The 18,838-nt window shown below is 63.9% G+C and carries 15 protein-coding genes; 5 read left to right on the top strand and 10 right to left on the bottom strand.

All coding sequences use genetic code 11. The features are described from left to right. Positions 1–45 precede the first annotated feature (45 nt). Both AC3ANQ_RS22465 and AC3ANQ_RS22460 read left to right on the top strand, forming a co-directional pair. Entirely contained in the window at positions 46–2,232 is a 2,187-nt protein-coding gene (locus tag AC3ANQ_RS22465) for an acyltransferase family protein (protein ID WP_488303088.1), read from the top strand. Continuing rightward, positions 2,233–3,537 (top strand): hypothetical protein, encoded by a 1,305-nt coding sequence (locus AC3ANQ_RS22460; protein ID WP_488303087.1) that lies wholly within the window; start codon positions 2,233–2,235, stop codon positions 3,535–3,537. Here AC3ANQ_RS22460 and AC3ANQ_RS22455 read toward each other — a convergent pair. Genes AC3ANQ_RS22455 through AC3ANQ_RS22445 form a run of 3 tightly spaced genes read right to left on the bottom strand, consistent with a single transcriptional unit; the run spans position 3,534 to position 5,995 of the window. Continuing rightward, the gene (locus AC3ANQ_RS22455) at positions 3,534–3,935 is read right to left on the bottom strand and encodes a VOC family protein (protein WP_488303086.1); all 402 of its coding nucleotides are present in this window, start codon (positions 3,933–3,935) and stop codon (positions 3,534–3,536) included. The genes AC3ANQ_RS22460 and AC3ANQ_RS22455 overlap by 4 nt on opposite strands. 9 nt (positions 3,936–3,944) lie before the next feature. Continuing rightward, entirely contained in the window at positions 3,945–5,312 is a 1,368-nt protein-coding gene (locus AC3ANQ_RS22450) for a sensor histidine kinase (RefSeq protein WP_488303085.1), read from the bottom strand. After that, positions 5,309–5,995, bottom strand: a complete 687-nt coding sequence (locus AC3ANQ_RS22445; RefSeq protein WP_488303084.1) for a response regulator transcription factor — start codon at positions 5,993–5,995, stop codon at positions 5,309–5,311. The genes AC3ANQ_RS22450 and AC3ANQ_RS22445 overlap by 4 nt, the downstream gene beginning before the upstream one ends. A 168-nt stretch (positions 5,996–6,163) precedes the next feature. Between AC3ANQ_RS22445 and AC3ANQ_RS22440 the strand changes: the two genes are divergently transcribed. Then, positions 6,164–6,679, top strand: coding sequence for a hypothetical protein (locus tag AC3ANQ_RS22440; protein WP_488303083.1), 516 nt, complete (start codon positions 6,164–6,166; stop codon positions 6,677–6,679). 63 nt (positions 6,680–6,742) lie between these two features. Here the strand turns inward: AC3ANQ_RS22440 and AC3ANQ_RS22435 are convergent, their stop codons facing one another. The 7 genes from AC3ANQ_RS22435 to AC3ANQ_RS22405 form a co-directional block, all read right to left on the bottom strand. Next, positions 6,743–8,026, bottom strand: coding sequence for an MFS transporter (locus AC3ANQ_RS22435; protein WP_488303082.1), 1,284 nt, complete (start codon positions 8,024–8,026; stop codon positions 6,743–6,745). 61 nt (positions 8,027–8,087) lie between these two features. Beyond that, positions 8,088–8,918 (bottom strand): respiratory nitrate reductase subunit gamma, encoded by an 831-nt coding sequence (narI, locus tag AC3ANQ_RS22430; RefSeq protein ID WP_488303081.1) that lies wholly within the window; start codon positions 8,916–8,918, stop codon positions 8,088–8,090. Position 8,919: 1 nt separating this feature from the next. Then, positions 8,920–9,540 (bottom strand): nitrate reductase molybdenum cofactor assembly chaperone, encoded by a 621-nt coding sequence (gene narJ, locus AC3ANQ_RS22425; RefSeq protein ID WP_488303080.1) that lies wholly within the window; start codon positions 9,538–9,540, stop codon positions 8,920–8,922. Next, complete coding sequence (gene narH, locus AC3ANQ_RS22420) at positions 9,537–11,246, bottom strand: nitrate reductase subunit beta (protein WP_488303079.1); 1,710 nt, start codon at positions 11,244–11,246, stop codon at positions 9,537–9,539. The genes narJ and narH overlap by 4 nt, the downstream gene beginning before the upstream one ends. After that, positions 11,246–14,956 (bottom strand): nitrate reductase subunit alpha, encoded by a 3,711-nt coding sequence (locus AC3ANQ_RS22415; protein WP_488303078.1) that lies wholly within the window; start codon positions 14,954–14,956, stop codon positions 11,246–11,248. The genes narH and AC3ANQ_RS22415 overlap by 1 nt, the downstream gene beginning before the upstream one ends. Before the next feature lie 90 nt (positions 14,957–15,046). Continuing rightward, on the bottom strand, positions 15,047–16,633 hold the full coding sequence (locus AC3ANQ_RS22410; protein ID WP_488303077.1) for an MFS transporter: 1,587 nt from the start codon (positions 16,631–16,633) through the stop codon (positions 15,047–15,049). Positions 16,634–16,888: 255 nt separating this feature from the next. Then, positions 16,889–17,692 carry a putative protein N(5)-glutamine methyltransferase gene (locus AC3ANQ_RS22405; protein ID WP_488303076.1) on the bottom strand — a complete coding sequence of 268 codons (804 nt, stop codon included), beginning with the start codon at positions 17,690–17,692 and terminating at the stop codon, positions 16,889–16,891. Between the two features lie 484 nt (positions 17,693–18,176). On the opposite strand from AC3ANQ_RS22405, the gene AC3ANQ_RS22400 reads away from it, so the two are divergent. Continuing rightward, positions 18,177–18,404: a hypothetical protein gene (locus AC3ANQ_RS22400; RefSeq protein WP_488303075.1), complete on the top strand. Its 228-nt coding sequence runs from the start codon at positions 18,177–18,179 to the stop codon at positions 18,402–18,404. Between the two features lie 72 nt (positions 18,405–18,476). Beyond that, positions 18,477–18,737: a hypothetical protein gene (locus AC3ANQ_RS22395; RefSeq protein ID WP_488303074.1), complete on the top strand. Its 261-nt coding sequence runs from the start codon at positions 18,477–18,479 to the stop codon at positions 18,735–18,737. Positions 18,738–18,838 lie beyond the last annotated feature (101 nt).

Raw genomic sequence — 18,838 nt, 5'->3', positions numbered from 1 at the left:
AAGCTGACATCCGTGCGATGTTCGCGCTTACCTGGGGGAGCACCCATGCCTGTCCGCACCGATGCCTTGATGCCTTCCGTCCAAGTCCCAACAGACGGGCGTCCCGGACGAAAGACGTCCGGGATTCGCCGAGACATTCAAGGACTTCGGGCGGTTGCCGTAGGGGTCGTCGTTCTAGACCATATGATCAAATGGCCTGCTGGTGGATATGTCGGCGTTGACATCTTCTTCGTAATTTCCGGGTTCCTGATTACCGGATTGCTCCTGAGGGAATATGAGCGAAGCGGTACCATCTCGTTCGCGGACTTCTACCGACGGCGGCTGCGCCGGATCACGCCCGTGGCCGTGCTTGTCCTCCTGGTGACAGTAATTGCAATTTTCTCCACCTACGGTATCGGGCGAGCCAAAACCGTTCTTGAAGACGGCGCGTACTCGCTGTTTTTTGCCGCGAATTGGCACTTTGCGGCGACCGGCACGGACTACATGCAGGCCCGTGTCCCGGCTTCGCCGCTTCAGCACTATTGGTCCTTGGCAGTTGAGGAGCAGTTCTATCTCATTTGGCCTGTGGTGATCGTGGTGGTTCTGGGCCTGGCTGCAAATCGTCTTAAGTCGAGCAAGACCCGCGCTCTCCGGCTACTTCGGGTGGCTTTGATCGTCATCACGGCCGCTTCCTTCGCCTATGCGTGTTGGCAGTCCCGGGCAGAGCCAACCTGGGCATACTTCTCCACCCTTTCCCGGGGCTGGGAGCTTGGCGTCGGCGCTTTGATTGCCACCCTCACGTCCCGGCTGTCACACATCCCCGCGGCTGCTCGGCCGGTCCTCGCCAGCGTCGGCCTCGTCGGTATCGTGGCATCGGTAATCTTGCTCGATTCCCACTCGGTTTTTCCTGCCCCGTGGGGTGCCGTTCCAGTATTGGCGACAGCCCTCGTCATAGCCGCGGGGACCGGAGAAGTTACGCAATCGCGCTTTGACATCCTCTCGGTGAAGCCGATGCAGTATCTCGGAAAGATCTCCTATTCTCTGTACCTTTGGCACTTCCCTGTAATCACGATTGCAGCGACTCTCTTCCCACAACCGCAGGGTCCCCTGACAATTTTGGCGCAGGTAGCCCTCATGGCGCTGCTTTCAATCGCCTCTTTCCACTTGATTGAAGACCCGGTCCGGAAGTCGAGCTGGCTCAATGACCGTAAGCCCAGCGCCGATCGGCCCGTTATCCATCGGCGGTGGAAGTCCGCATGGCCCAAGATCGTTTTGGTGGGGGTTGGTCCGGCTTGTCTCGCGACCCTAGCCGCAATTGCGCTCTCCGCTCTTCCCGCTGCCGCCCCGGCGCAAGAAAGCGCGGCAGGCAACATTAAGGAACTCGACATTGTGCCGGCGTTGCGCGCAAAACAAATCAGAAGCGGCCTGGACGCTAAGACATGGCCCGCGCTCACGCCCTCGCTCGACAATCTGATGGCCAAGGCGTGGGTTCCCGAATGGCGGGAAGACTCGTGCCAGGACGTTTGGGAAGCAGATCTCTCCCGATGCATGTACGGAGACAAGGGAGCACCGAAGACCGCAGTTCTCGTCGGCGACTCTATAGCAATCAGTTATATGCCCGGACTGCGGGCGGCTCTGGTGGGTTCGGGCTGGAAGATTCAGTCGCTGACGCTTCAGCAATGTCCTGCCATCAACATCCCTGTGCTAAAAGACAAAGGTGCCGACGGAAATTCTCCTGGCTATCCGGAGTGCGACAAGCACCACGAATGGGTAAAAGATTACCTGGCCCGCCTTCATCCGGACATGATCATCATGAGCAGCGTACAGGAGACGGTTCTGCGTCTAGCCAGTGGTGCCAATGGCCAAGATGCGGTCAACGCTTGGGGGCAGGCCACAGGGGAAACCCTTAAGGAGTTCGCGCCGCTTGCAAATAAGACTGTGCTGATCGGGCCGCCTCCCAAGGGCAAGGTTCTCCCATGGTGTGCAACTACGGTTAACACACCCAAAGACTGCATCGCCGAGCGGACGGCAGAGCAAATAGAAACGCAGTCGGCGGAGTTCGCAGCAGCCTCGGCGGCACCATCCAATGTTTCAAGCCTCGACACGACGTCGTGGTTCTGCGATTCGGAGAACAAGTGTCCGAGTTTCGTGGGCAATACGCCCATGTTCGCGGATGGGGGCCACCTGACGGAGAACTATTCGAAGATGCTTGGGCCAGTATTGCGTGACGGTCTCCTAAGACAAGGGAAGTAAATGCTGCGCCGAATATCGTGGAGAGTCACGGCCGCTCGCCCGGCCATCGCCGTCCTAGCTGTTGCGGCCACTTCCTTCGTTTCTCTCTTTAGGCTGCCGCAGACCGTCTGGGATAGCGTGTGGGCCGAAGATGGCCCGGTCTTTCTTCGCGGGGCCATGTCCGGAGGCGGAGTAGGCTCAATTTTCGCCCCTTACGAGGGCTACTTGCATGTCCTGCCCCGGTTGTTCGGAGCCGTGATCGTCCGCGTTCTGCCGGTGGAGAACTTCGCTGTGGGCCTGGCTTTTGCCTCCTGCCTTGTGGTCGCCGTCGTTGCTTACCTGACCTTCCATTGCGCCTCGGCGCTGAGCGACAGTGTTTGGGTAAGGCTTGGGTGGGCCGCGATCCCGGTGCTGCTTAGTGTTGGACCATATGAAATTCTCGGCAACACGGCAAATGTCCATTGGTATCTCCTGTGGCTCATGCCATGGCTGCTGCTGAAGCCTGCGAGAAGCCGCTCCGAGGGCGTAGTTCTGTTCCTGGCAGCGCTGTTGTCGGCGCTTACGGAAGTGATTTCCGTGGTGTTCCTGCCTCTGGTATTTCTCGGTATCCGCCGTAGGGCCTTCTGGCCGGCACGCGCTGGCCTGATCATCGGTGCAGCGTTCCAGATCTACACCACACTTCACTATCCGCGCACCCCCAGCAACGATCCCCCTTTGGATCCGCTGTCCGTTGTAGTCGGGTGGTTTATCAATATCGCGGGCGTTGTCTTCTTCGGATCATCGCGCAACATGGGGCTCAACGTTTTGAATTTCGGAGCCGGCCCTGTTGTGCTTGCATGCCTTCCGATCATCGCCGCCCTTGCGTATCTGTTGCTGAAGTCCAAACGGGAACACCGCCTTCTGGCGTTGCTCTTCGTTACCGTATCTTTCGGAGTTTGGGCTGCGTGTCTCGTTGCAAACCCCGGCGGACAGTTCGACTATGTCCATTTCACGGAAAGCGACTGGGCCAAGTCCATTCTGACGAGGTATTCGGCGATCCCGGCGATGTTTATCCTGGCGCTGTTTCCTTTGCTGGCAGATTCCATTCGCGCTTTGCGGCCACAGGCATCTGCCGGAGTCCTCATGGCGTTCGCTGTTCTGCTGGCTACCGCGTATTTCCCCACGCAGGTGGCGCGGGAGCAGGGACCGTCGTGGAGCGCGGGAGTGCGCAACGCGCGAACGGCGTGTCTCGGGGCGGTTGACGGCGCGGCCACCCCGGTGCAGGTTGCTCCGATCGGTTGGTCCAAGACAGGTGTCCTTGTGCCCTGCTACTGGCTCAGGCCCTAGACGGCAACCAGTTCAACCTCGTAGCCGTCGGTGTTCACCAGATAGGCGGCGTAATGGTCGGGGCCGCCGGCGTGGGGATATTTGCTCTCGAACATCTCGTACCAGCCGGAATCGGCGCCGAGCTCCCGGAGCCGGTCCACGTTCTCCCTGGTACCTGCATGGAAGGCGAGGTGATTAAGTCCGGGCTCGGTCCTGCGGTGCGTGCTTCCCGTGAGCGCCGCGGACTGTTCGATCACGATGTACGTGGCTCCGAGTTTCCAACTGCAGCCATCGGGCCACTCCTGGAATTGTTCGTAGCCCATCTCCGCCAGCAGCCAGCCCCACTCTTCCTGGGCACGGCCGATGTGCGGTACCCAAATCTCTACATGGTGCAACGAACCCACTGAAACTTCAGCCATGCGCAGAGTCTACGTTTGCTTGGAGTCAGCAGGAATGGCGGGCAACTCCACCACGAACGCCGCGCCGCCCTCCGGCGCCGTCCGCACGCTGATGCGCCCACCAAGCCGCTGCACAATCCTTGCGGCGATGGACAATCCCAACCCGCTGCCTACGGGCCGTTCGCCGCTGTATCTGGCAAAGAGCGCACCGCGTTCAAACGCGACGGCGGCATCCGCTTCCGTGAGCCCCGGTCCGCCGTCGCGCACTTCCACGGTGAGCGCGCCGCTGGCGGGGTATGCGGCGAGCACAACGGGAGAGCCTCCGGGAGTCACTCGCAGGGCGTTTTCCAGCAGCCCGTCCACCACTTGGCGCAACCGCTGGCCATCGCTACGGACGAGCAAAGGCCCTGGGGGTAGTTCGAACCGTCCGGTGATCCCGTTTTGGAGGCACACAGCCTGCCAAGCCTGCCAACTCTCGCTCAGGATCAAGGAGGCGTCCACGGGCTGCAGTTCCACGCGGAAATCGTCGGATTCAAGCCGTGCCAATTCCAGGAGATCGCGCACGAATCGGTCCAGCCGATTGGTTTCGGCGACGAGGGTCCGCCCGACGCCGCTCACGTCGTCTCCGCTGACCACGCCATCGGCCAGGGCCTCGGCATAGCCTCGAAGGGCGGTGAGGGGCGTCCGGATTTCGTGCGAAATGGAGAGCAGGAATTCGCGTTGGCGCCCCTCGCTGGTCCGGAGCGCGGCGTCGAGGGCGGCCAAGGCCTGCGAAACCTCCGCCACTTCGGCCGGTCCGCCGGGCGCTACCGGCACGGAACGTTCACCGGCTGCGAGCCGGTGGGCCGATTGCGCCGTGCGCACCAACGGCCGGCTGAGCCATTGCGCCAGCAGGCCGCCCGCCACAATGGAGAACACGAGGCAGGCCGCGAGGGCGATCAGCATGCGGCTCAGCAGGGGAGCGGCGGCCGCACGGATTTCGGACACGGGCTGCGCCAGCACTACGCCACCGCCAGCCGCCAAGGGCCGGGCCTCAAGGACCACCGTGTTCTGCGGGCCGTCGACGGTCCTGGATACCGGCTTTCCGGCCAGCACATCTGCCACGGTCTTCGCATCCACCAGCCTGGCCCCGCCGCCTGTCACACGGCCATCGGAACCGATTTGCGCGAGCCTCGCGCCGTGGGTGAGCAGATCGGCCCGAAGATCCTGGAGGCTTCCGAGGCTCGTTTGTTTGCCGAGGGAATCGGCCTCGACCGCGAGATACTTCTTGGCTTCGTCTACCGCTGTTGCGTTCACCAGTTGCGCGGCCAGAAGGCCAGCGAGAACGACGGCGACGGTCGCGACGGCGGCAATCACCGCCGTCGTGCGCCCGGCCAGTGTGCCGAACCAGCGCCTCACCGGGTGCCCCCGGCGACCGCTGAGTACCCGACGCCGCGGCTCGTCGCGATGGGGGAGTGCTCGCCGAGCTTGGCGCGGAGCTGCGCGATGTGCACGTCCACAGTCCGTCCAGCGGCATAACTGGCCTGGCCCCACACGGCCGAAAGCAGCTGCTCACGGGAAAAGACGCGGCCGGGCTGGGCCATGAGATAGGCGAGGAGGTCGAACTCCGTGGCCGTCAGGGTGAGTTCCGTGGTGCCCGCGCGAGCGGTCCGGTTCAACGGATCCAGTTCGATGTTGCCCAGCACCAGCGGTTTGGGCCGTAGGGTGCCTTCCGTCCGACGGAGCACAGCCTTGACCCGGGCCACGAGTTCGGAGGGTGAGAACGGCTTGGTGAGATAGTCGTCGGCGCCCAGTTCCAGGCCAAGGACGCGGTCCACTTCCTCGTCGCGGGCAGTCACGAAGAGTACCGGTGTCCAGTCCTCGGCCTGCCGCAACTGCCGGCAGAGCTCGATCCCGTCCATTCCCGGCAGGCCGACGTCGAGGATCACCGCGACCGGCTTAAGCCGCCTGATCTGTGCCAGCGCAGAAATCCCATCGCGCTCCACGTGCACGCCGAAACCCGCGCGACTCAAGTACAGGCGCTGGATATCGGCGATTGCCTGTTCATCCTCGGCAATCAGCACCAATCCTCTGTCCTCCATGCGTCCATTCAACAGCACGCGCGTGCTCCCCGGAGTGTCCTTGGCCGCTGACGGCGACGTTTTACATTCCTCGAACATTGGCCGAACAATCAGTTCATGCCATTGGACGAGAGTGTCGTACAGAGCGCCGGTGGATAGGCCACCGGCCGGAAGCAAAGGACACGGACCATGAATAACAACACCGCATTCTCCAGCACCCCAACTCAGCCGCGCAAGGGCAGCAAGGCCCGGACCGCCGTCGTCGGCGTCCTTGCGGCCAGCCTCCTGCTGGGCGGAGGCGTGATCGCCGCAAACGCGGCCACCTCCACTAACGCACCAAGCACGACGGCGGCAGCCACCTCCCAGCCCAACGCGACGGCTGCGGCGGCAGCCAAGACGGCCCTGGGGCGGCACCCTTTGGCGGCTGCCCTGCGGTTCTTCGTGAATGGTGACAGCAGCAAGCCCAACTACGGCCAACGCGCCGTGAAGATCGCTACCTTCATCCTGGACAAGCGTCCGAAGCTGGCTGCAAAGCTTCCAGCGGCGCTGCAGGCGGACCTGAAGGCACTGAAGGACGCGGCGGACGGCGACCGCGTCGCGAAGGCCACGCACATCAAGGACACTGCACTGAATGGCGGCTATGGTCCGAAGATCCAGGCGGAAGCAAAGCGGATGCAGGAGCAGAAAGCGGACCGCAAGGCCTAGTGGGGCGTGTCCTTATTACCCTCAGATGAGGACGGGTGCAAAGTACAACGGCGGCGCGTCAGGTCAGGGCGCGTTTGTGGTAGCCGGTGGCGGTGGCCCGCCATTGTTTGAAGGGGTTGAAGGATCTTTCGGTGCTGTCGCCGCCTTGGTTCTGCCCCTCACGGCGAAGACGGTGAAGGCCAAGGCAACAAGGGCCGTGAAGACCAGAAGCAGCAAGCCGATCGAGTAGCTGTGGGTAGCGGCCTGGTACGTTGCACCCATCACCAGCGGTGGGAAGTAACCGCCCAGGCCGCCCGCCGCGCTGACGAGGCCGCTGATGCTGCCCACCTTTCCTTGTGGCGCCAGCACGCCTACCCACGCGAAAACCCCGCCGGCGCCCAGACCCAGGGCGGCCGCCATCGCCACGAACGTCAGGCCGGCCCGGACTTCGCCGTCGGGCTGCAGGTTCACCACCCAGGCGAGTAGCGCGACGCCGGCAAGCGACGCGATCACCACCGGCTTGGGACCCAGCTTGTCCGCGAGCACGCCGCCCAGGGGCCGCGCCAGGACGGCGGCCAGGGCGAATCCGGCTGTCCGGGCCCCCGCCCCGTTCGGATCGAAGCTGTAGACATCGCGGAGGTACGTTGGCAGGTAGGTCGCGAATGACACGAACCCGCCGAAGACGACGGCGTAGAGGAAACACATCTTCCACGTGACCGGGTTCCTGGCGGCGTCCATGAGCTTGGGAATGACGGGCGCGCTATTTCGGCTCCAGTCGGGTGATTCCTTCATGAGGAACCAGATGAGGGCGGCCATGCCCGCCAGGAGCGCCGCGATTACGAGGTGCGTCGGGAAATACCCGATCCAGGCCACGAGCCGCGGGTTTAGGAACGCGGCGAGGGCCGTTCCGCCCATTCCGGCCCCGAATACCCCGGTGGCAAAGCCCCTCCGGGAGGGTTCGTACCAGCCGCTCACGAACGGGATCCCCACGGCGAAGACAGTCCCGGCCACGCCGAGAAGCAGACCTGCGCCGAGGACCGCGGCAAATGAGTTGAGGGTTCCGCCCACTGCCACCAGCAATATGGGCAGGATGGCGGCCAGCAGGACAAACGTGAACATGGCACGGCCGCCGTACCGGTCCGTCAGCGTGCCCACCACGATCCGGCCGAGCGAGCCCACAAACACGGGCATGGCCACCAGCACGCCCGTGGCGGCCGGATTGAGATGCAGGTTCAGAGTGTAGAAGGATCCCAGGGTGGCCACGGAGTTCCACGCCCAAAAACAAATCACCGAAGCCGAGGTGGCGAGTACTAGGTTGAGCGTCCGGTCGGCGGGTGCGGACATCGTGTGCGGCTGAGTTCCGGCCACGGATTCCTCCTCAAAGTGGTTCAGCGGCACGGTTTACTCCGGCGGCGCTTGCGGGTGCAGGTCAGCGGTTCCGGGTGTCCCGGTCCCGGGTTCCGACGGCGGACCAACCGCGGCGGGCGGCCGTCCCTGAGGTCCTAGCAGTGGTGGCGCCAGCGCGGCTCCCGTCCCGGTCACGGTCCCGGGAGCGGTAGACGATGTAAGGCCGGAAGAGGTAGTGGAACGGAGCCGTGAAGGCATGCACCAGCCGTGTGAAAGGCCAGATCACGAAGAGCGCCATGCCCACCAGCGTGTGCAGGTGGAAGGAGAACGGCGCCGTGGCCATGGCGGCGATGTCCGGCTGGAAGATGAAGAGGGACCGGAACCACGGGGCAACCGTTTCGCGGTAGTTGTGTCCGTGCTCGCCTTCGAAGACGCTTGCCAGAGTGGTCCACAGACCGAAAAGGATCGCGGCGGTCAGCACCACGTACATGGTTTTGTCGTTCTTGGTGGTGGCCATGAACACCGGTCCGGTGGTGCGGCGACGGTAGATCAGCAAGACGATCCCGCCTAGGGTCCCGACGCCGGCGACCCCGCCCACGAGCAAGGCGTTGAAATGGTAGAACTCCTGGCTCATCCCCACGGCCTGGGTCCACGCCATCGGAATGACCAAGCCGAAGAAGTGGCCAGCGATCACGGCCAGCAGACCGAAATGGAACAGCGGGGAGGCGATGCGCAGCAGCCGGGACTCGTAGAGTTGCGAGGACCGCGTGGTCCAGCCGAATTGGTCGTACTTGTAGCGCCACACCAGCCCGCCAACCAGCACCACCACCATGACGTACGGCAAGGCTCCCCAGAGCAGGATGTCCAGGGGGGTGATGGCAAGCATGGCGGTGCCCTCCGCAGACGGGTTCATCTCAGGCTCCCTTCACGGGCAGCAGGCGGGGATCGTAGGGGTCCAACCCCACGGCTTCGGTGGGCGGCCCGTACCCGGCCATCCGCATGACGGCCTGCTCGTCCGCCGGGGACTTCCCCGGAAGCGTGTCGCAGATGGCCTGCAGGATCCGTGCATGCGGGAGTTCGTCCCGGAGCAGGCCGAAGCGGAGCATCTCCAGGCTGGCCCGGTACCGGATAAGCAGATCCCGGCCCGCTGCCATGTCCACCACGGCCGCATATTCGAGGACCATCGGGAGGTAATCCGGCAGTTCACCGTGGGTGTCCACCAAGATGTCGCTCCGGCGGTATACCTTCTTGAAGCTGCCCAGCACTTCACCACGGCGCCGGGTGTCCCCGTCCGTCCAATAGGAGAGGTGCAGGGCATGGCGCCTGCCGAGGTCGAACTCGCGCACATAGTGGGCCTGGATCTCCATGGGCGGCGTGGACTCCAGCCGGTCCAGGACTTCCGCGAAATCCGCCACGGCCCCGGGGAATTCGGCCAGCGCGGAGCGCATGAGCGGCACTCGGCCGATCAGTTCCTCATCCGGGTAGGACAAGCACCAGGCCGCCGCGAGGTAGACGACTTGCTGATTCCGGATCATGGTTGTTCACCGACCGTCGGGGTCTCCGCGGGGCCGCCGGGTTTCATGGGGAATGGTTTCTCGGGGAAGAGCCCGTCCGGGGCCCCCGTGCCGTCCCAATTCAGCAGGTTCACCCTGCCGCGCAGGGTCGATTGGCCGGGCGCCGAGCCTGAGGTTTGCCGGTCCCGCAGGGCATTGAAGGTTTCCACCGCCACTGGAACGGGCTTGCCGCTGGCTTCGCCGAACGGCGAGGAATCCTGCATGCCCGGGCCGCCTTCGAAGTCCAGTGAGCAGCCCATCTCCTCGAGGTCGTGGGCCTGTTCCACGTGGGCCTTGGGGATGACATAGCGCTCCTCGTACTTTGCGATCGCCATCAGCCTGTACATCTCGTACATCGTCTGCCCGTCCATGCCAACGGCTTCCGGGATGGAATCGTCGGGGTCGTTGCCCATACTGATGCCGCGCATGTAGGAGCGCATGGCCGCTAGTTTCTTCAGAACCGCGGTGACCCGGTGGGAATCCCCGGCGGTGAAGAGCTCCGCAAGGTATTCCACCGGGATGCGCAATGCATCGATGGCGCCGAAGAGGTTGCCGGCGTCCTCGCCGTCGTGCCCCTGGTCCCGCAGCAGGTCCACCACCGGGGACAGCGGGGGAACGTACCAGACCATCGGCATGGTCCTGTATTCGGGGTGCAAGGGCAGGGCCACCTTGTACACCTTGGCTAGGGCGTAGACCGGCGAGCGCCGGGCGGCGTCGATCCAGTCCTCGGGGATGCCTTGGGCCCGGGCCTCGGCCTGGACGGCGGTATCGTTCGGATCCAGCAGCACGTCCATCTGCGCATCGTAGAGTTCCTGGGGGTCCGTGACGGACGCCGCCGCGGTGACGGAGTCGGCGTCGTACAGGAACAACCCCAGATACCGCAGCCTCCCCACACAGGTCTCCGAGCAGACCGTCGGCAGCCCCACCTCGACCCGCGGGTAGCAGAACGTGCACTTCTCGGCTTTGCCGGTTTTGTGGTTGAAGTAGATCTTCTTGTACGGGCAGCCGGTGACGCACTGCCGCCAGCCGCGGCACTTGTCCTGGTCCACCAGGACAATCCCGTCCTCCACTCGTTTGTAGATGGCACCGGAGGGACAGGAGGCCATACAGGAAGGGTTCAGGCAGTGCTCACAGATCCGGGGCAGGTAGAACATGAAGGTCTGTTCGTAGGCGAACTTGATCTTGTCCTCGGACTCCCGACGGACTTTCTCTACGATCGGATCCAGATGGCCCATTTCGGGGGCTCCGCCGAGGTCATCGTCCCAGTTCGCGGACCAGGTGATCTTGGTGTCCTCGCCGGTGATGAGGGATTTGGGCCGGGCCACCGGGAAATCGTCGCCAAGCGGTGCATCCACGAGGGTCTTGTAATCGTAGGTCCACGGCTCGTAGTAGTCCTTGAGCTCGGGCTGGACCGGGCTCGCGAAGATCCCTAGGAGCTTCTTCACCCGGCCGCCGGCTTTGAGCACCAGTCTGCCGCGCTTGTTCAACTCCCAGCCGCCTTTCCACTTCTCCTGGTCCTCGTAGCGGCGCGGATACCCTTGCCCGGGACGCGTTTCGACGTTGTTGAACCAGACGTATTCGGTGCCTGCACGGTTGGTCCATGCCTGTTTGCAGGTCACGGAACAGGTGTGGCAGCCGATGCATTTGTCCAGGTTCATGACCATGCCCATTTGAGCCATGACACGCATCAGTACTGCACCTCCTGTGAACGACGGCGGATGGTGGCAACCATGTCACGTTGGTTCCCGGTGGGGCCAAGGTAGTTGAATGCGTAGGTCTGTTGGCCGTAGCCGCCGATCAGGTGCGAGGGCTTGACCAGCAGCCGTGTCACGGAGTTGTGGATGCCACCGCGCCGTCCGGTCGCCTCGGACTTCGGTACGTCGATGGTGCGTTCCTGCGCGTGGTGGACGTAGACCACTCCCGCAGGCATCCGGTGGCTGACCACGGCCCTGGCCACAAGAACCCCGTTGGTGTTGACGCATTCCACCCAGTCGTTGTCCTTGACTTCGATGGCGCCGGCGTCCGAAGGGCTCATCCAGACAGTGGGCCCGCCGCGGGACAGCGAGAGCATCAGCAGGTTGTCCTGGTATTCGGAATGGATGGACCATTTGGAATGCGGTGTCAGGTAGCGGACCACCACCTCCATGGCCCCGTCCTGGCCGAGTTTGGGTTCGCCGAAGAGGCGGTGCATGTCCAGGGGCGGCCGGTAGATCGGCAGGGCCTCGCCGATGTCGATCATCCAGTCGTGGTCCAGGAAGAAGTGCATCCGCCCGGTGAGGGTGTGCCACGGCTTGAGCCGCTCGACGTTGATGGTGAACGGGGCGTAGCGGCGGCCGCCGGTTTCGGAGCCGGACCATTCCGGCGAGGTGATCACGGGGACCGGGCCGGCCTGGGTCTGGGCGAAGGTGATGAATTTTTCCTCGGAGCCCTCTGAAAGGTCCGCGAGTTTCCGGCCGGTGCGGATTTCCAGGTCCTTGAAGCCCTGCACCGACAGCGCGCCGTTGGTAGTGCCGGAAAAGGCCAGGATGGCCTCGGCCATTTTCGCGTCCGTGTCGATTGCGGGGCGGCCGTCCGCGGCGCCGCCGAGCATGACGCCGTTGGCGTGGCTGAGCCGCTTCAGGGGACCGGCAAGTTCGTAGGTGACGTTCTTGACCGTGAAGCCCAGCTTGTCGGCCAGCGGCCCGACGGCGGCCAGCTTGTCAGCGATAGCAGTGTAGTCCCGCTCCACCACAGTGAACACGGGCATGTTCTGGCCTGGCACCGCGGGGATTGAGGTGTCCCGCCAGTCCCTTACGATCCCGCCGGGCTGGGCGAGCTGGCCCGGGGTGTCGTGCTGCAGCGGCACGCTGACCAAGTCCCGGCGGACGCCTAGATGGGTTTTCGCCAGCCGGGAGAACTCCTGGGCCAGCAAGTGGAACGTGTCAAAGTCGGTCTTGGTCTCCCACGGCGGGTCGATCGCGGGGGTGAAGGCGTGCACGAAGGGGTGCATGTCAGTGGAGGACAGATCGTGCTTCTCGTACCAGGTGGCGGCCGGGAACACGACGTCGGACAGCAGCGTAGTGGAGGTCATCCGGAAGTCGGCGGAGACCAACAAGTCGAGCTTTCCTTCGGGCGCCTGCTCATGCCATTTCACGTCCTTGGGCTTGAGCCCTTCGGCGTGGTCCTTGCCCAGGACGTTGTTGTGGGTGCCCAGCAGGTTGCGGAGGAAGTACTCGTTGCCCTTGGCGGAGGAGCCGAACAGGTTTGAGCGCCACAACACGAGGGTTCGTGGCCAGTTCTCCGGGGCATCCACGTCCTCGATCGCCGGGTTCAGGGTCCGGTTCTTGAGCGCGTCGGCGATGTAGCCGGGGGTGTCCTTCGCGGTGCCGGCGGCGACGGCGGCCTCCGCCTCGTCAGCGAGGTCCAGCGGGTTCCGGTCGAACTGCGGGTAGAACGGCATCCAGCCGAGCCGAGCGGACTGGGCCAGAGCGTCCGCGGTGTGCATGCCGTCGAGGGCTCCGGTGGAGAGCGGGGATTTCAGCGCGTCCGCGGAGTAGCCGTCCTGGCGCCACTGGTCCGTGTGCATGTACCAGTAGCCGGTGCCGATCATGGTCCGCGGCGGCCGGGACCAGTCCAGCGCGTTGGCCAGGGACACCCAGCCAGTCGCAGGGCGGGTCTTTTCCTGGCCCACGTAGTGCGCCCAGCCGCCGCCGTTCCGGCCCATGCAGCCGGTCAGCATCACGAGGGCCAGCACCGCCCGGTAGGTCGTGTCGCCGTGGAACCACTGGCAGATTCCGGCGCCCATGATTATCATTGAGCGGCCCTTGGACTCCTCGGCGTTACGGGCAAACTCGCGGGCCACCCGGATGCAGGCCTGCGCCGGGACGGACGTGATCTCCTCCTGCCATGCAGGGGTGTAGGGCGTCGAGGCGTCGTCGTAGCCTGCGGCCCATTCTCCCGGGAGCCCTTCGCGGCCGACACCGTACTGGGCCAGCATGAGGTCGAACACGGTGGTGACCAGTTGGCCCTCCACCTCCATGACGGGCACGCCGCGGCGGAGCACGCTGCCGGCTCCGCCCGCGTCCTCGAAGCAAGGCAGTAGGATTTCGGCGTTTTGGGCCGAGACCTCACGCAGGGACAGCGCGGGTTCGATGCCTTCAAGGTCCAGATTCCACTTGCCCTCGCCACTTCCGGAGTAACGGAACCCCAGGGAGCCGTTCGGCACGGCTGGCAGGCCGGTCTTCTTGTCGAACAGCACGGTGCGGAACGCTGCGTCCTCAGCCCCGGACTCCAGCGGGAGGTCCTTGGCGGTGAGGAACTTCGAGGGCGTGAGGGAGCCGTCGTCGCGCCGTTCGAGCCGGACCAGGAACGGCAGGTCCGTGTACTGGCGGACGTAGTCGGAAAAGAAAGGCACCTCACGCTCGATGAAGAATTCCTTGAGCATGACGTGCCCCATGGCCATGGCCAGGGCGGCGTCTGTTCCCGCCTGTGCCGGAAGCCATTCGTCCGCGAACTTGGTGTTGTCCGCATAATCGGGGCTGACGGTCACCACCTTGGTGCCTCGGTACCGCACCTCCGCCATCCAGTGCGCGTCCGGGGTCCTGGTAACGGGGACGTTGGAGCCCCACATCATGAGGTAGCCGGCGTCCCACCAGTCACCGGATTCCGGGACATCGGTCTGGTCCCCGAACACCTGCGGACTGGCAACGGGCAGGTCGGCGTACCAGTCGTAGAAGGACGTCATCACCCCGCCGATCAGCTGGATGAACCGGGTCCCGACGGCATGGGAGACCATGGACATCGCCGGGATCGGAGAGAAGCCGGAGCAGCGGTCCGGGCCGTAAGCCTTGATGGTGTTGACGTGTGCGGCGGCGGCGATTTCGATGGCTTCCTGCCAGGACACCCGCACCAGCCCACCCTTGCCGCGGGCCTGCTGGTAGCGGCGGCGGCGTTCCGGGTCCCCTACGACGTCGGCGAAGGCCAGCACCGGGTCGCCGAGCCTGGCCTTCGCTTCGCGGTACATTTCGACGAGGACGCCCCGGGCGTAGGGGAAGCGGACGCGCGTGGGCGAATAGGTGTACCAGGAGAACGCCGCCCCGCGGGGACAGCCCCTGGGCTCGTATTCCGGGCTATCCGGCCCCACGGAGGGGTAATCGGTCTGCTGTGACTCCCAGGTGATGATGCCGTCCTTGACGTACACCTTCCAGGAACAGGAGCCCGTGCAGTTCACCCCGTGCGTGGAACGAACCACCTTGTCATGGCTCCACCTGTCCCGATAGAAAATATCGCCACTGCGCCCGCCCTCCCTGAAGACTGCCCTGCCGTCGTCGGTCTGGTCCCATTTGGTGAAAAACCGGGCCAGCTTCAACATTGCGTCTGATGCGGGTCCATCTAACCCCGCATGGGGTTCAGCAGTCATGCCTTCGAGCCTAAATTGCGGTTTCCACCCATGGATAGGGCCGAACGGCCCTAGACCGCCAATGCGGGACAGCCTTCGGAAAGCCGGGGACTAGGCCAGGACGTGCTCCCGGTCTGGCTCCGCTGCTACGAGGATGCCGTCATCGAACGGCATCTCCTCCAGGTCGATCAAAGGGTTGGTGTCCTGAGTGGCCACCAGCTCGTGAGCCTCCGCAGGGGTGTCCACGCTGGGCATGGAACCGGGGAGTGGGCGCTGTGCAGATTCACGCAGGAAGTAGATGGCGATTGCGCCAACCACTGACGTGCCCATGAGGTAGTACGCCGGCATCATGTCGTCGCCCGATGCCTTGATCAAGGCAGCGACAATGAACGGCGTGGTACCGCCGAAGATCGCCACGGAGAAGTTGTAGGCGATACCCATGCCGCCGTAACGGCTTGACGTCGGGAAAAGTGCCGGCAGTGCCGAGGCGAGGTTGGCCACGTAGAACGTGACAGGGAACGCGACCAAGGCCAAACCGGCAAGGGTGGACCAAATGCCACCGAGACCGATCAGCAGGAACGCCGGAACGGCGAAGACGACCGTGCTGATGGCGCCGATCCACAGCACGGGCCGGCGGCCAATGCGGTCAGAGAGCTTGCCGGTCAGCGGGATGCAAACAGCCATGATGACCAATACGGGGATGGTCAGCAGAGTGCCGTGAACGGGGTCGTAGCCCTTGGACTCGGTCAGGTAGGTGGGCATGTAGGAAGTCAGCATGTAGCCCACGGTGTTGGCAGCTGCGGCGAGGATCATGGCGAGGATAATCTGGCGCCAGTAGGCCTTGACGATGCCGATGGGGCCCTTGGCTACTGCGGCATCGCCGGCTGCTGCGTCCGCGGCGAGGGCTTCCTGGGCATCCAAAGTGGCTTGGAACTGGGGGGATTCCTCGATCTTGCTACGGAAGTACACGGCGATAATGCCGAGCGGTCCCGCGAGGAGGAACGGCAAGCGCCAACCCCAATCCTCCATGGCCGATTGGCCGATGGTGAGCTGCAGGATGGACACGAGGGCCGCGCCAAGGGCGAAGCCGATGTATGAGCCCATATCAAGGAAGCTCGCGAAGAAGCCGCGGCGCTTGTCCGGAGCGTATTCGCTCACGAACGTGGTGGCACCGGCGTATTCGCCGCCCGTGGAGAAACCCTGGACGAGCTTCAGAATGACGAGCAGCACGGCTGCCCAGATGCCGATTTGCGCGTATCCAGGCAGGAGTCCGACGGCGAAGGTACTCGCCGCCATCAGCAGGAGTGTCGTGGCGAGCACCTTTTGGCGGCCCACCTTGTCACCCAGCCAGCCGAAGATTACGCCGCCGAGCGGCCGTGCCACGAAAGTTGCGGCGAATGTTCCCAGCAGGAACAGGGTCTGCACGGACTTGTCGGCTTCGGGCAGGAAGACGGGCCCCATGGTGGTGATGAGGTAGCCGAACACGCCGACGTCGTACCACTCCATGGTGTTACCGACGATCGTGCCGCCAAGTGCTTTTTTCAGCATGGGCTGGTCTACGACATTGACGTCGGATACCTTGAGTCGGCGGCGTGTTGGAAGTTTCAATTTTGAGGCACCGCGTGGTGCGGTCTTGCTCGTTGCAGCGGCGTTCCTAGCGCCTGCTGAAGAGTCGGTAATGCTTCGGTCTGTGGGCATTTGGGTTTCTCCTAGGGAGATCATTTGCTTGCGACATACAGCTGCTCCGCTCTGGGCAGGGTTTCAATTTTACGCGAGATTCGTAGAAACTGAGAGTCAGATTCCGAATTTCGGTGCTTTTCCGGCCTACTTTGGGCACAAACGTTTGACATCCATTTGCCGCCTACAGCCCCGGAACCACGCGGATTTTGGCGTGTTCCGGGATGGTGTCACCAAATTGTTTGGTGCAGGACCACGAAACGCACGGATTGCTGATCATTTCCGGTGGGATTCCTGTAGTTTTCCGAGCACCACCATGGCGTCGAATTCGTCGGAATAGACTACTTCGGCGGCCAAACCGGCGAGCTCAAACAGGGCCGCCGTCGACGCGGCTTGCCGGACGCTCGTTTCGATCAGCAGGTTACCCCCGGGAGCCAGCCACAACGGCGCCTCCCAAGCGATCCGACGCTGCACGTCCAGTCCGTCTGCGCCGCCGTCGAGCGCCACGAGCGGTTCATGCAGCCGGGCCTCCGGCGGCATCATCCCGATCGCGTCCGTAGGGACGTAAGGAGCGTTGGCAACTAGGACGTCCACGCGACCGCGAAGAGTGACCGGCAGGGCTGAATAGAGATCGCCTTCATGCACTTCTCCGCCTGCCGGCCCGACGTTGCGAGCGGCGCAGCGGACCGCGACTGGGTCGACGTCGGCGGCGTGCAGTTCGACGCCGCCCACCGCCGTGGCCACGGCAGTACCCACGGCACCCGAACCACAGCAAAGGTCGACGACGACGGCGCCCGGCCGGGCGATGCGGGCCGCCTCCTGGACGAGGTACTCCGTGCGGCGGCGGGGGACGAAGACTCCCGGGTCCACGGCAAGGTGTTGGCCGCAGAATTCAGCCCAGCCGAGGAGGTGTTCGAGGGGCAGGCCTGAAACCCGTTGGTCGACCATCCGGTCGAGTTCCTCGGGAGCGTGCGCGGCGTCGATCAGGAGCTGGGCCTCGTCTTCAGCGAAGACGCAACCGGCGGAACGGAGCCGAGATGTCACGGCGGAGTGGGAGGGGCGGAACGTGGGTGCTGACATGGGAGAGCCTTTCGGGATACCGAGGGGTGCTCTCCTGGCGACCTAGTTCAGGCTCGCCGTGGGATCGGGAGGGAGCACCCGTGGATTGCTGCTTTGATGGGTCTCACCTCCTGGCGTAAGGACTCGGCTACGGACTCGTCGTGAGTCGCTTGAAATGCCATGCTAGCCCAGAGCCGACACGGAGGCTATGCGTGAAACGCGCGCCGGGAAAGTCAGGGTTCACAAACCCGGTCCGGAGTGTTTAGGGTGGGTGCATGGGAACACTGATTTTTGAATAGACCAGCGGGTCCTGGTTCGTTGCAGATGCTGGCCACGCCACTGCTGACGTTGATCCGACGCCGTTGAGTTTGAACCGACAAAAATCCACGCCTGTTGAGGCTTCGCCTCCGCGCCGTTTCTGTCACTGTTGCTATTTGGACCCAGCAGAGGACGTCGCGTCCCGAGACCTCCTCCGGCAAATCAAGAGCTTTAAGGAGTCCACTGCATGACACCCAACACACCCGAGACCAACCCCGAGCAGGAACCCGCCGAGCAGGAAACTGACACCCCGGCTGCCGGTGTCAGATCGAAACTGACTGACGCCCAAAAGGAGATGCTGGCCAGCAAGTCCCGTGGCGGGGCAGGGAACAGCTGGCAAAGCACCGGAAAAGGACACAAGCCCACTCAAGCGAGTGGCAAGCTCGCCAAGTCCGAGAAGAAAGTCCGCTGGTAGATCCTGCAGACAAGCGGATCGCTCCCACCTAGTATGGAAAATCCCTTCGTTTCAACGCAGAAAGGAAGAACAATGGCTGCGAAGCGCGTTGCGCAACAAATCAACTCCGAGGTAGCCAGCCACCTGGTTGAGTCCATGGATATGGTGCCCATGCCGGCCCCGGCAACTGTGGCCATGACGCTGGGCTCAACCCAAGGACCGGCCTGGCCGGACGGCAGCGGCAAGACCAAGCACCCCAAGGACCGCGGCGCCAACCACGGGCGCGTCGGCCAGCAAGCGGCGGTCACCGCGGTCCACCGCACCAGCCGTCCCCAGATGCCGCACTCCTCTTAGAAATATTCGCCCCTCGACACGCAAAATGCCCTGCGAGACCGGAATTCCGGTGGCGCAGGGCATTTTCGGTGTCATGGCTGACCTGGCCGCGCCCGGGCTGA

The sequence above is a fragment of the Arthrobacter sp. DMZ02-1R genome (assembly GCF_057747935.1).
The sequence above is the reverse complement of the archived record's forward strand: the minus strand, read 5'-3'. Positions and strand labels throughout refer to the sequence as shown.

What these genes read in the sequence shown, in the direction of transcription:
- AC3ANQ_RS22410 (WP_488303077.1), bottom strand. Translation starts at nt 16,633, where the DNA reads ATGCCCACAGACCGAAGCATTACCGACTCTTCAGCAGGCGCTAGGAAC.
- AC3ANQ_RS22445 (WP_488303084.1), bottom strand. Translation starts at nt 5,995, where the DNA reads ATGGAGGACAGAGGATTGGTGCTGATTGCCGAGGATGAACAGGCAATC.
- AC3ANQ_RS22405 (WP_488303076.1), bottom strand. Translation starts at nt 17,692, where the DNA reads ATGTCAGCACCCACGTTCCGCCCCTCCCACTCCGCCGTGACATCTCGG.
- AC3ANQ_RS22460 (WP_488303087.1), top strand. Translation starts at nt 2,233, where the DNA reads ATGCTGCGCCGAATATCGTGGAGAGTCACGGCCGCTCGCCCGGCCATC.
- narJ (WP_488303080.1), bottom strand. Translation starts at nt 9,540, where the DNA reads ATGATCCGGAATCAGCAAGTCGTCTACCTCGCGGCGGCCTGGTGCTTG.
- AC3ANQ_RS22395 (WP_488303074.1), top strand. Translation starts at nt 18,477, where the DNA reads ATGGCTGCGAAGCGCGTTGCGCAACAAATCAACTCCGAGGTAGCCAGC.
- AC3ANQ_RS22455 (WP_488303086.1), bottom strand. Translation starts at nt 3,935, where the DNA reads ATGGCTGAAGTTTCAGTGGGTTCGTTGCACCATGTAGAGATTTGGGTA.
- AC3ANQ_RS22465 (WP_488303088.1), top strand. Translation starts at nt 46, where the DNA reads ATGCCTGTCCGCACCGATGCCTTGATGCCTTCCGTCCAAGTCCCAACA.
- AC3ANQ_RS22400 (WP_488303075.1), top strand. Translation starts at nt 18,177, where the DNA reads ATGACACCCAACACACCCGAGACCAACCCCGAGCAGGAACCCGCCGAG.
- narI (WP_488303081.1), bottom strand. Translation starts at nt 8,918, where the DNA reads ATGAACCCGTCTGCGGAGGGCACCGCCATGCTTGCCATCACCCCCCTG.
- AC3ANQ_RS22415 (WP_488303078.1), bottom strand. Translation starts at nt 14,956, where the DNA reads ATGACTGCTGAACCCCATGCGGGGTTAGATGGACCCGCATCAGACGCA.
- AC3ANQ_RS22440 (WP_488303083.1), top strand. Translation starts at nt 6,164, where the DNA reads ATGAATAACAACACCGCATTCTCCAGCACCCCAACTCAGCCGCGCAAG.
- narH (WP_488303079.1), bottom strand. Translation starts at nt 11,246, where the DNA reads ATGCGTGTCATGGCTCAAATGGGCATGGTCATGAACCTGGACAAATGC.